12 protein-coding genes are annotated in these 12570 nt (G+C 37.4%); 6 read left to right on the top strand and 6 right to left on the bottom strand.

Going from position 1 to position 12570, the window contains the following annotated elements:
- Positions 1 to 92 precede the first annotated feature (92 nt).
- Complete coding sequence (locus PQ479_RS06990; protein WP_047986904.1) at positions 93 to 404, top strand: YwdI family protein; 312 nt, start codon at positions 93 to 95, stop codon at positions 402 to 404.
- Positions 405 to 470: 66 nt separating this feature from the next.
- Here the strand turns inward: PQ479_RS06990 and PQ479_RS06985 are convergent, their stop codons facing one another.
- Positions 471 to 1079 carry a GNAT family N-acetyltransferase gene (locus PQ479_RS06985; RefSeq protein WP_337957088.1) on the bottom strand — a complete coding sequence of 203 codons (609 nt, stop codon included), beginning with the start codon at positions 1077 to 1079 and terminating at the stop codon, positions 471 to 473.
- A 134-nt stretch (positions 1080 to 1213) separates the two neighbouring features.
- On the opposite strand from PQ479_RS06985, the gene PQ479_RS06980 reads away from it, so the two are divergent.
- Positions 1214 to 1588 (top strand): DUF423 domain-containing protein, encoded by a 375-nt coding sequence (locus tag PQ479_RS06980; protein ID WP_047986906.1) that lies wholly within the window; start codon positions 1214 to 1216, stop codon positions 1586 to 1588.
- A gap of 41 nt (positions 1589 to 1629) precedes the next feature.
- On the opposite strand, the gene gerQ is transcribed toward PQ479_RS06980, so the two are convergent.
- The 3 genes from gerQ to hemQ form a co-directional block, all read right to left on the bottom strand.
- Positions 1630 to 2103: a spore coat protein GerQ gene (gerQ, locus tag PQ479_RS06975; protein ID WP_047986907.1), complete on the bottom strand. Its 474-nt coding sequence runs from the start codon at positions 2101 to 2103 to the stop codon at positions 1630 to 1632.
- A gap of 35 nt (positions 2104 to 2138) precedes the next feature.
- Positions 2139 to 2570, bottom strand: coding sequence for a cell wall hydrolase (locus PQ479_RS06970; protein ID WP_047986908.1), 432 nt, complete (start codon positions 2568 to 2570; stop codon positions 2139 to 2141).
- A gap of 368 nt (positions 2571 to 2938) precedes the next feature.
- The gene (gene hemQ / locus PQ479_RS06965; protein ID WP_047986909.1) at positions 2939 to 3691 is read right to left on the bottom strand and encodes a hydrogen peroxide-dependent heme synthase; all 753 of its coding nucleotides are present in this window, start codon (positions 3689 to 3691) and stop codon (positions 2939 to 2941) included.
- Between the two features lie 421 nt (positions 3692 to 4112).
- On the opposite strand from hemQ, the gene pta reads away from it, so the two are divergent.
- A complete protein-coding gene (gene pta / locus PQ479_RS06960; RefSeq protein ID WP_047986910.1) occupies positions 4113 to 5102 on the top strand; it encodes a phosphate acetyltransferase in 990 nt (329 codons plus the stop codon).
- A 51-nt stretch (positions 5103 to 5153) separates the two neighbouring features.
- Here pta and PQ479_RS06955 read toward each other — a convergent pair whose 3' ends face one another.
- Positions 5154 to 5969: a lipoate--protein ligase family protein gene (locus PQ479_RS06955; protein ID WP_047986911.1), complete on the bottom strand. Its 816-nt coding sequence runs from the start codon at positions 5967 to 5969 to the stop codon at positions 5154 to 5156.
- Between the two features lie 437 nt (positions 5970 to 6406).
- Between PQ479_RS06955 and PQ479_RS06950 the strand changes: the two genes are divergently transcribed.
- Together PQ479_RS06950 and asnB are read left to right on the top strand one after the other, a co-directional pair.
- Positions 6407 to 7651 carry a dicarboxylate/amino acid:cation symporter gene (locus PQ479_RS06950; RefSeq protein ID WP_047986912.1) on the top strand — a complete coding sequence of 415 codons (1245 nt, stop codon included), beginning with the start codon at positions 6407 to 6409 and terminating at the stop codon, positions 7649 to 7651.
- Positions 7652 to 8036: 385 nt separating this feature from the next.
- On the top strand, positions 8037 to 9947 hold the full coding sequence (gene asnB, locus PQ479_RS06945) for an asparagine synthase (glutamine-hydrolyzing) (protein ID WP_047986913.1): 1911 nt from the start codon (positions 8037 to 8039) through the stop codon (positions 9945 to 9947).
- Between the two features lie 72 nt (positions 9948 to 10019).
- Here the strand turns inward: asnB and PQ479_RS06940 are convergent, their stop codons facing one another.
- Entirely contained in the window at positions 10020 to 11147 is a 1128-nt protein-coding gene (locus PQ479_RS06940) for an NAD(P)-dependent alcohol dehydrogenase (protein ID WP_047986914.1), read from the bottom strand.
- A 171-nt stretch (positions 11148 to 11318) separates the two neighbouring features.
- Here PQ479_RS06940 and PQ479_RS06935 point away from each other — a divergent pair, with 171 nt between their 5' ends.
- On the top strand, positions 11319 to 11999 hold the full coding sequence (locus PQ479_RS06935) for a helix-turn-helix transcriptional regulator (protein ID WP_047986915.1): 681 nt from the start codon (positions 11319 to 11321) through the stop codon (positions 11997 to 11999).
- Positions 12000 to 12570: the final 571 nt, after the last annotated feature.

Genomic DNA, 12570 nt, shown 5'->3' with positions numbered 1-12570 from the left:
TATCGCCCATAAGTAACTTTCATACAAAACCTAGGATTATTTCTCCCTCTCCCAAACATATGATAAGATGTCTTTGTAGGGAGGCCGATCACATGAACATATCAACACAAATTGTTATTAACCATATGAAAGAACAAATACAAAGACTAGAACAAGCAAACGAACAAAAGAATACGCAGCACGTCATTGAAGCCATTTCAGCTATAGAAGCCTATTGTCAGCTTTTCAAAAACGACAATACCTTCACTAGAGTAGACAGACAACAGCCACCAGTTGAAAAAGTGGTGTATCCAAGCTATCAACAAATTCAAACATCACCAAGTCCTGAAACGGCTGTCGTGCAAGACCATCGAGGGACTACAAAAAATAATGAGGGTAACTTAGGTAACCTATTAGATTTTTAATTTACTATTATAAGAAAAAGCAGTGGAGTAGCTCTTTACCTTGAGCATGTTTCCACTGTTTTTTGATCACTTAGAGGGTTGCCATTCTACAAGTACACCATAATGACACGATTCATCATCATCTAAATAATCGGCTAGAGTCTGTAGCGGAGTCAGTCCTTGTTTTAACATAAATGTAAGGACGAGATCATGAATGTCTCCCTTCACTACTTTCTGAACATAGGTATTTACATCAAGCTCTTGAGCATGATGGTGATAGTTTGGTATTCTACAGCCAGCGATAAATCTTTTTAGATTTAGTTGTTGAACTAATTCTTTTCTAGCTTCATATAAAGCTGCGGCCACACCTTGCCCTCGATAGCTAGGTTTCACACAAACATCAATACCATATAAACTGTCACCATTTGGGTTATGGCTTTTTTTAATATAGCCATTGTCAGCGACTTCTTCCCAAGTGTGAGGTGACCCGTCGTATTGGACTATTAAAGATGTTGCTGAACCAACAATAACCCCGTTTATTTCCGCTAATAAGCTACCTTCTGGAAATGTCTCGATATGCGAGGAGATTTGAGATTTAGACCACCATAACTCTTCAGGAAATGGAGGGGGAAATGCTTCTTTTTGCACAGCTAGTAACCCTTCAAAATCCGCTAGGGTATAAGGTCTAATCTTCACGTTTGTCAATATATTCACTCCTTTAAACAATAATAGAATGGTGGATGTCCATCTATTATATAAGATAAAAAGTGGATTTTCTCGTTTTAAAAATTTAGAATAGAGGAAAGTCATTTAGATAGGAGTAATATAACATGGCCAAGTTATTTTTATTGATGGGAAGTATTATCATGGCTCTTGTCGTTGCCATTGGAGCTTTTGGGGCACATGGGCTAGAAGGTAAGATTACAGAGAGAATGCTAAAAAATTACCAAACAGGTGTGCAATATCATATGATTCATGGTATTGGCATAATAGTTGTTGGATTATTAGCATTAAAAATGGCATCAAATCAATTATTAACTGTTGCGGGTTGGAGCTTCTTCATTGGAATTATCTTTTTCTCGGGCAGCTTATATGCTATGGCTTTAACAGGGATTACAAAGTTAGGTGCCATCACGCCGTTAGGTGGAGTGGCCTTTATTCTAGGTTGGATTCTAATAGGGGTAGCCGTAACAAAGAATTTATGAAAGTAAAACAACCCGTAAGGCATTTCTGCCTTACGGGTTGTTTATCTAGGACTATATTGTGTTAAAGCCTGACCTCCTGCATTTCCACCGAATGGATAAGAGTATTCAATCGGTTCATCAAAGGTAACATAATCAAGAGTGACCATTAATAGTAAATAATATTCGCCGTTTTCAGGGTTGCTGACAACGATATGGTCTCTACCAGCTTCTTCAATTCTTCCTCTGAAAACTTTTGCATTCCATTCACTATTATTTTCAAAGGTCATATAAAAGCTAGCTATTTTTCCACGATTTAACCGTAGAATATTTTCAATAAAGGATTGTTCTAACGGCAACATACTTCCTGGACTAGTATTTTGCTGTTGTAAAACAAATCCAGGGACTTGATAATTCGACGCTGAAAAGCTCTGTGATTGTGGTTGTTGAACTTGCTGTTGTCCTTGAAACCCTTGTGATTGAAACCCTTCTTGAGAAAATTGAGGATAAGAACCTGGCCATTGCTGTTGATACAACATAATCACTCCTTTAGCCTTTGATTATTCGAGACTTATTAAAATGTGTTATAAACCTCTTCACAGTCTGAAGCGAGTGGGGTGTAGAAACAGTGTGCTTTATATCTTCCGGAATTCCACTGTCCCCACCACTCTGCAGGGCATGGGCCGTCTGGTCGAAAAAACCACAAGGCAAATTCTGCGGGGTTGACTCTCTCACCGTTAACCATTCTTCTAGCTAATTTCCGATCCCGTTCACGAGCCTGCTGATAAAAATAACTTTTTTGAACTGCCTCAAATCCACCAGGTGATTGGTAAGCCATATCTGGTATTGAGCGGATATTTTCGAAATCCAAACAATTCGCTCGAACTCGATTCACCATGACATTACCAGCATTCAGCATGCCGAGTTCTCCATCACCTTCAGCCTCTGCTCGCATGAGACGTGCTAAAATATCTATATCACTTGAGGAAGCTTTTATAACCGCCATTGGTCACCTCCAAAATCAACATGAATTACATGATAGATGTCTAATAAAACATATTTACTCCACTATATGTCTAAACGTGCAAGACTATGATTCATTTCTTGTAGATTTTTTTATGATTTTGTATGAAAGTTGGTGCTAATACTCATATGCGGAGCTTTGCTCGCCGCTATTTAAAATCATGCTCCAAGACATTCACATGACGCTAAGCTTATCGGCTACGCCGCTGAATCTCAGCTCTGCCACTATCTCTCACGGGAGTCTCCACTAATATGTTTGTCAACAGGTAATCCGGGAATAGTAAATGAAAGGTGAGAGCATATAAAAGGCGGTTCATGTTAATCCATGAACCGTCCTTGTTGTAGGGCTAATTAGATGTGGTAAAAGAATTGTTGAAGTTCTTCTTTTTTGAGGATGTTTCCGACATAAAATGAACCGAATTCTGCATAACGAGCAGAAACTTCATCGAATCTCATCTCATAAATAAGCTTTTTAAACTGTAAAACATCTTCGGCAAAGAGAGTGACGCCCCATTCCCAATCATCAAAACCAACCGAGCCTGTAATCATTTGTTTTACTTTGCCGGCATAGCTACGACCGATCAAGCCGTGGCTACGCATTAACTCTTTGCGTTCATCCATCGGGAGCATATACCAGTTAGCGTCGTAATCACGACGTTTATCCATTGGATAGAAACATACATGCTCTGCTTTTGGTAATTGTGGATAAAGTCTAGAACGCACATGTGGGTTTTGATAAGGGTCTTCATTACTTTCGCCCGCTATATAATTACTGAGCTCAACAACCGACACATACGAGTAAGCAGGTATCGTGAATTCTGCTAAACGAGTTTTATTAAAAGCACGCTCAATTTCGTTCAGTTCCTTCATTGTAGGACGTAAAAGAACGAGCATTAAATCTGCCTTTTGACCAACGATGGAATAGACGGCATGGCTACCTTCACCGTTAGCTTCGACATCTTCCCATTTTGAGAGAGTTTCCTCGAACTCGCGTACTATTTGTTGTTGTTCTTCTGTATTTAACGTTTTCCATGCTGGCCAGTTCATTGTGCGGAAATCATGTAAACAATACCAACCATCAAGAGTTTTAGCTGCTTCAATCATTATGTAACACTCCTTTAATGAACAATAGTATCAACCTAATTCCCTTGTATCATACCATAAACTAAAGCACAGAATGAAATCACAATGCCTATAAAAAAGTGACATTGTTCATAACTTCACAAAATTTTTAAATTCATTCAAGTTATTCCCATAAGTAACAAGTAAAATAAAAGAGAGGGAAGTATGATTTTAATGGAAAGACTAAAACCTATAAGTGTAATTTCAATCTATATGGCAAGTGGGAACTAGATGTAGATGGTATTTAACGTAAATATGCCCAATTAAAACGCTTTCTATTTTTGAAAAATTTTTACTTTGAATCAACATCGTGCAAGAAGGTTTTCTTTTTAAAAGAAGCAAGTTATCCTGTTAATATGAGGCATATACAAAGACATGTATATGATGTATAGGAGGTTTGGTCATGAGCGACCTATTTAGTGGAATTAAAGAACAAGTAAAAGAACACCAACCAACAATCGTTCTTCCAGAAGCAACAGACGAAAGAGTGATGGAAGCAGCGGTTTTATTAGAAAAAGACCAAGTTGTTAAACCTATTTTAATTGGGAGAAAAGAAGAGGTTGAAGCAAAGGCCCAGGAGTTACAATTTGACTTGAGTGGTATTAAGCAATTAGACCCGTACAATTACCCTCAAATCGATGAAATGGTTGCTTCGTTTGTTGAACGCCGTAAAGGTAAGGAAACGGAAGAGTCGGCACGTGAGAAATTAAAAGATGTGAATTACTTTGGTACGATGCTTATCCATATGGGGTTAGCAGATGGATTAGTAAGTGGCGCTGCCCATTCAACGGGTGATACGGTGCGTCCAGCCTTACAGATTATTAAGACACAGCCTGGTATTAAAAGGACTTCGGGTGTTTTTATTATGGTTAAGGACGATAAGAAGTTTGTCTTCGGTGATTGTGCGATCAATATATCTCCAAACAGTGAAGAGCTAGCTGAAATTGCGATTGCAACAGCAGAAACGGCAAAGGTTTTTGGGATTGATCCAAAAGTAGCTATGCTGAGCTTTTCAACAAAGGGCTCTGCTTCTTCTATGGAAACACAGAAAGTATCGGAAGCAACAAAATTAGCACAGAATACTCGTCCTGATTTAGTCATTGACGGGGAATTCCAATTTGATGCGGCTTTTGTTCCGGCAGTAGCACAAAAGAAAGCACCAGATTCACCATTGCAAGGACAAGCGAATGTCTTTATCTTTCCGAGTCTTGAGTCAGGGAATTTAGGTTATAAAATTGCTCAAAGATTAGGTGGATATGATGCAATTGGCCCTATTTTACAAGGTTTAAATAAACCAGTAAATGACTTATCACGCGGATGTAATGTTCAAGATGTGTATAAACTTTCTTTAATTACAGCAATGCAAGCTATTACGCAAAAGGTAGCGAAATAATAAACGTTCAGAACCCCTTTATGATGAAATCGTAGAGGGGTTTTAGTGTTTTTAGGGTAAACATTTCTGATTCCGTTCGTTAACTCTCGTTAGGTTTTTAATAAATAATTCTTGTTCATAGGAGGTAAGGCCTTCCATGTTTAAATGGGCACCTAGTTGTTGCATCGTTTGTAATAAGCGAAAGGAAACATCTTGCATCGTCAAGTGTTCTCCGATTAATTCACTGAGAGAAGCCATCGTTTCAGGTTGCACTCGAGGATACTCAAAATTAGTTGGTTGACCTTGAACGGACCTTGTGTAGAAGCTTTTGATAAGTTCTGCTCTTTGTGAACCGCTTCCCGCAACACATAAGTAAATTTGAACCGCTACACCTCCTCGAATTCTTCGCTGCGATATGCCTGCAAATTTTCTCCCCTTTACACTAAGGTCATAGGAACCAGGGCAATAAGAACCAACAATTTCTCCTGCTTCTACTTTCACTTTAGGAAACATGGAGCGAATTAAGGAATACATAAGCTCGTAGCCTCCATCTATTGATAGTTCTTTATGTTCTTTTAAAATTAATGAGATATTGTAAATATGTTGATCTAAAACGACGGCTAAACCACCTGAATTTCGCACAATAGAATCATAGCCATTTTCAGAAAGTAACTCTAACCCATCAGATATAACCGGTAATCGGCTATCCTGTGTCCCTAATACAACCGTGTCATGGTGAACCCATGTACGGAGTGTGGGGGGAACTAATGATTGTGCGACCGATGTGCAAATTGAATCATCGTAAGCAAATGAATGTAATGGTGAGACGTTTAAGCCTAAAGTAGAATGATCAATAAAACGCCAATTTTGGGAAAGATAATCAAGCATCATAACGTTCTCCTAATTAAAATTCTAGTTCTGTATTATAGCATAACCCAAGGCTTTATGGGTGTTCAAGTATAGAAGGTTTTCAAGAAAAGTAAAGTATGTTATCATGAGTGGTGCCTCTTTTTAAATTTTGTTGAATGCGGAATAATTATGTCATAATTGATAGACTTATGTCTATTTATTTTAGATGTAAGCGTAAGCAGAAGGGAATTTATAGCATTCATACTTTAAGAAATGTAGTAAAAAATAGAAAATAAATGGAAAGCTTTAGGAAGAGGTTTAGAGCAGTGGTCTGAGGTTTTGACTTCCTTTATTTACCTGAAATAAGTTAATTTTACAATTTTTCTGAAAATGACTGGTTTGATATTTCTTTATAAAGGGTAAAGATTTTAAATTTATTATGGATGAGTATTCATCAGTAGGAGAGGGGATTATAAATGAGCTTAACTAAAAAAATAATAATCGCACTTATTGTCGGTGTGTTTGTTGGGTTAGGATTTAACTTATTTGCACCTAACTTATTCGAGCCTGTCGATACATACGTATTAACACCACTTGGACAAATCTTTCTTAATTTAATTATGATGGTTGTTGTACCACTCGTTTTCTTTTCCATTATTTTAGGGGCAGCTGGTCTTGGTGACCCTAAGACTTTAGGTAGAATCGGTGGTAAGGCACTTATTTATTTTATGGTAACATCCGTTATTGCGTTGTCATTAGCAATTGGAATGGCTTATTTAATCCAGCCAGGTGAGCCGGGGCTAATGGGTAATTTAGAAGAAGATTATCAAGCACAGGAAGCACCTCCTGTTATGGATACACTTCTCAATATTATTCCGCAGAATCCTATTGAAGCAATGGCATCTGGTGAAATGTTACAAATTATTGCCTTTGCACTACTAGTTGGTGTAGCACTGGCACGTTTAGGTGATAAAACAAAGGGCATTGTCAAACTCGTAGAACAAGGAAATGAGATTATGATGTTCCTTGTTGGTATTGCCATGAAACTTGCTCCTTATGGTGCTTTTGGTTTAATTGCATCAGCGATCGGTAAATTAGGTTTAAGTGTCATTCAATCAATGATTGCTTACATGATGACGATAATTATTGCATTAATCTTACACACAGTAATCACATACGGTGGAGCTGTTTGGTTACTAGGTAAACGTAATCCGATTCAGCACTTTAAAAAGTACTTCCCAGTTATGGCCGTGGCATTTAGTACATCCAGTAGTAATGCTACATTACCAACAGCAATGAAGGTAACTGAGCAAGACCTAGGTGTATCTAAACCAGTAACCTCCTTTGTAGTACCACTCGGGGCAACGATTAATATGGATGGTACAGCAATCATGCAAGCTGTTGCGACTGTCTTTATCGCACAAGTATTTGCCGTATCATTAGATTTTACACAACTATTAACGATTATTTTAACGGCAACATTAGCGAGTATCGGTACAGCAGGTGTTCCTGGCGTAGGTATGATAATGCTAGCGATGGTATTGACTTCAGTTGGCTTACCTGTTGAGGGGATTACGCTTGTATTAGCTGTTGACCGAATTCTTGATATGATGCGAACAGCAGTTAACGTTACAGGTGACTCAGCTTGTGCGGTCATCATTGATAGATATGAAAGAGAACGAGAAGACGCAGATTTAGGATTTGATGAGAGCAAGGCTTAATGAACGTAAAAACCGAGTGTGGTAATGTTACCATACTCGGTTTTTTCTATATTGAGGTATGAATATAAAGTATTTAGAGAAATCATTGAATCCTTATTTAAGAAGTTGACGTCTAATGTACATGTATGATTATATACGTATTTAATAGGGAAGAATGGGTTAAGAGTTTATAATTGCTACGAATGCGGTCACAATGTGGAAAATAATCTTTTTTTGGTGAGTTTATTGAATGGTTCGAGTAATGTAATTATAATGAGTAAGATTTCCTTTATTTGGTTGCGTGATTATGAAATGACATATATGATTGACAACTCAAAAACTAAATCCTACAAGTCAATGATATGTGTTATAAGATAGAATAAACTTATTAGTAGGTGACGAGACAATGTGTGGTTTTTTTGGAGAAATAAATATAAATCAACAATTTATGACCCGTGATTTATTTGAGCAAGCATTGGAGCAAATTCATCATAGAGGCCCTGATTCAACAGGGATTTTTGAAGAGCATCCAGTAAGACTTGGATTTAAAAGATTAAGTATTATTGATTTAGAACATGGCAGTCAGCCAATGGCTTATGAGAATGACCGTTACCACATTACATTTAATGGTGAAATATATAATTATATCGAATTAAGAGATCGTTTGATTCAAGATGGTTATTCGTTTCAAACTCATACGGATACAGAGGTTATTGTTGCCTTGTACGCCCAAAAAGGAGTACAGGCAATCCGAGAGCTCCGAGGTATGTTTGGTTTTGTGATATGGGATAAAGTGCAGCAAGAGTTAGTAGGGGCAAGGGATCGTTTTGGAATTAAGCCGTTTTATTATTGGGAATCCAATCATCAATTGCTCGTTGCGTCTGAATTGAAAAGTATACACCACTGTATAGACTCTTTGACTATTAATACCAAATCACTTCAGCAATATTTGAGCTACCAGTATGTACCTGAGCCTGCTACCATTTATAAAGAAGTTCAGAAGTTATCACCTGGTCATTTCTTTGTAAAAAAGTTAAAAGGTACGATGGAGATTAAAGCATTTCATCAATATCAATTCCGAACGATTAATCTTTCATTAGAGGATCATATCCAAAAGATAAGAGATGTTATGGAAGACTCTGTAGCCAAACATATGCGTAGTGATGTTCCAGTAGGTGCCTTTTTATCAGGGGGAATTGATTCAACAACAACTGTTGCCTTGGCAAAAAGACATAACGAAAATCTCCAAACCTTCACAGTAGGCTTTAAGCAAAATGGATATAGCGAGGTTGAGGTAGCGAAAGAATCAGCCCACCAATTAGGTGTTACTAATATCCATAAGTTTATTAGCTCAGAAGAATTTTTGCGTGAGCTACCAAATATTATTTGGCACATGGATGAACCCGTAGCGGATCCAGCAGCTATTCCTCTTTATTTTGTTGCTAAAGAAGCGAGTAAGCATGTCAAGGTGGTTTTGTCAGGGGAAGGAGCCGATGAGCTATTCGGTGGCTACAATATTTATCGTGAATCGTTGGCTTTGAAAGGGTTTGATTACATACCAAAGCCATTAAATAAGATGCTTCATTCTCTTGCTACATTTCTTCCTGAGGGAGTAAAAGGGCGGAACTACTTAATCAGAGGTACGACACCATTAGCCGATCGTTATATCGGTAATGCTAAAATATATGATGAATTAGAAAAGAAAGAGATTTTGCTCCATTTTAATCAAAATAATCATTTTAAAAACCATGTCGCTCGCTTTTATGAGCAAGGTAAGGCTTATGATAAGGCAACTTTAATGCAATATATTGATTTGCACACATGGCTACCTGGAGATATTTTAACAAAAGCAGACCGCATGACCATGGCTCATTCATTGGAGCTGCGCGTTCCATTTTTAGATAACGAAGTTTTGGAAGTAGCGAGTGAAATTCCAACGAAGTATAAGCTAAGTCATCAAACGACCAAGTATATTCTAAGAAAAGCGATATCTGAATGGGTACCTGCAAGTGTCTTAGACAGAAAAAAGCTTGGATTTCCTGTGCCGATACGAGTTTGGTTACGAGATGAATGGTACGATTGGGCCAAAAATATGATCCATATGAGCCAAACTGATGAGTATCTATATAAGGATCAAATACTAGCACTATTAAATGAACACGCAACAGGTAAACGCGATAACAGTAGAAAGCTTTGGGTCGCATTATGCTTTATGATATGGCATGCCCTTTATATAGAGAAGTCCATGACACCATATAAGAAGCTAGACCACCCAGAAGACTTTTACCCATCTAAAGAAGTGAATGTAAGTAAATAATCACAAAATGGAAAAGAAGTTCGATGATTTAATGCATCGGACTCCTTTTTGGGTTTGTGATTGTAAATGATTTTAGGATTTAGCGACTTCTGGTTGATAAGATTCATCCATAATAAGAATCGGTTTGATCGTTTTGCCTGATAATGAATCGGCTTCTGCTTGATTAATGTCGTCGATAGAGTAATACTCCACTAATTTATCAAACGAGAAGTTACCTGCTTCATAAAAATCGACCATCTGTCTAATTGATAATTGAGGAATGGCACGTCCCATCAGAACACCGACGATATTTCGGTTTTTCATAGCAAGATCATTAATTGTACTAATCGTTATATCCTTTCCAACGGCTACTGGTGCAATAGATCCACCTACTGCTAATACTTCTATGGCGGTACGTACGACTTGTCCAACTCCTGTCGTATCAACGCTATAATTTACACCTCTTCCACTTGTCAAAGCAAGGATTTGTTCTTGTGCGTTTTCATTCTTACTGTTAATAACGTGAGTGGCACCTAGCTGCTTTGCAAGGTCAAGTCGGCTCTCGTGAATGTCAACGGCAATTACTTTTGAACAACCGGCCACCTTTGCGGCCATCATTGCAGCCATACCAACTGCGCCAGTCCCAAAAACGGCAATTGTCGAGCCGGGCTCAGGCTTTATACCATTAAGAACTGCACCGCTTCCAGTCATGAACCCACACCCAAGTGGACCGAATAAACGTAAATCTAAGGATTTATCAATTTTTGTTAAACTAGAAGATCCGACAATGGAATGAGTAGAAAAAGAAGATTGACCAAAAAAACGAGTAACCGGTGTTCCGTCTTCTCTAGTAAAATAAGCGCTACCATCCTCTCGTGTAGCTGACATGTTTATCTCACTCCAGTCATAACAAGAACCAGGGATCCCTGTTCTACAGTTATCGCACTGTCCGCAATAACCGAATGAAACAACCACATGATCACCTATTTCAAAACCTTGGACATTACTTCCCACCTTTTCTACAATAGCAGATCCTTCATGACCGAGAATAATGGGAAGAGGGAATTCATTAAAACCTTTTCGAACGGCTACATCTGAATGGCACATACCTGAAGCTACCATTTTAACGAGTAACTCATTGTCATTGGGCTCACTAATATTGAGCTCCTCCATTACATAAGGTTCATTTACAGAATTGATAACAGCAGCTTTTATTTTCATACGTATCACTCCTTTAAAATTAGGTTGCTACACATTAATGATAGCGTTTACTTGAGGGGTGGAATAGTTAGCTTTACGTATAAAAATGACCTAGACAAAAGGGGAAGTTTATAGGTATATCTATCCTTTTGTCTAGTTAATTTGATATAGTGAATGTGGGGGTGGTGTCGCTTGATAGCAAACTGGCAAAAAGAACTTTCTTCCATTATAAAAAGTGAAAATGTTAATGAGAATTTGTTTGAAATGATCAAGGTATTTTATCAAAACTTCCCTTGTCGCATTATTCAATTATTTCAATATTCAAGCTTTAATGATGCGTTTAGTGGCATAATCTCTTATGAATATCCAAATGTACAGTCAATTCATTATGTTCATGAGATGGCAAAAGTAAATCGTTTTGTATATGAAGCATTATCTGACAATAAGGTAAGCTATTTTGATAATAATGCTTTTCAGCTTTCCATTAGTAATCATTTCATCTTATCAGAGCCGATTAAAAATATGCTCGTTATCCCTTTTACAATTAATGATATTGTCGTAGGGTTTATGACAGGTGTCAATGTCCAATTACAAGTAGGGCAGGATGTGTTAAATGAGATGAAAAACTTCAGCGAACAATGCTTGCACTTTTTATATGGAACAAGGCTAAAAGAAAATACTTCTTTTACAAATAAAGAGTTACAAGTTATGCAATATATCGCGAATGGTTTTACGACAAAGGAAATTAGTAACATGATGTATCTAGCTGAATCAACGGTCAAATATTTCTTGAAAAATGTTATGGTCAAAACGGATAGTGCTAATCGAACAGAAGCAGTGACTAAACTCTTCCGTTTGCAATTACTCCATTAAAAAGTGTAAATCTAGTTATAAGCTTACTATCTAGTCCCGATGAACAGAAAATTTGTTTATGGGGTTATTTTAATTATGACAAGCATTAATTCATTAATAGGAAAGAAATCACTGTTTTCATCGTGACTTCAATAGGTATATGATAGAAGAAGATTAAAAAAGAGAAAAAAATTAGAAGTTACGCTAGACTACTTATTTTGCATTATTTCCAGAAAAATGGAGAAGGACTGGGCCATGTGCAGCAATTCTCAAACAGAATTTCCACGACAACCTACTCACCTTTAATAAACAGGGAAGTATTGTTTGGAGGTTTTTGATTATTTGAGCAAACTTTCTTTTGACAAGTGCCATTTATTTAATGGGTGTTTGGCTTTTCGTTCATTGGGTTTTTGAACGAGAAGTACAAAAACCGAAGAGTATGAATGAAAAGTCTAATAATATGTCAGTTACTCAAGGGAAGAAGATGAGTAAAGTAACGAAAAGAGCCGAACGAGACAGTTACTCAAGGGAAGTGAGAGAGTAAAGTAACGAAAAGGGCCGAACGAGACAGTTACTCAAGGGAAGAAGAAGA

Origin of the sequence: Alkalihalobacillus pseudalcaliphilus (assembly GCF_028610675.1) — a bacterium.
GTDB lineage: Bacteria > Bacillota > Bacilli > Bacillales > Bacillaceae_D > Alkalihalobacillus > Alkalihalobacillus pseudalcaliphilus.
This window is presented reverse-complemented; position numbering and strand designations above follow the sequence as displayed.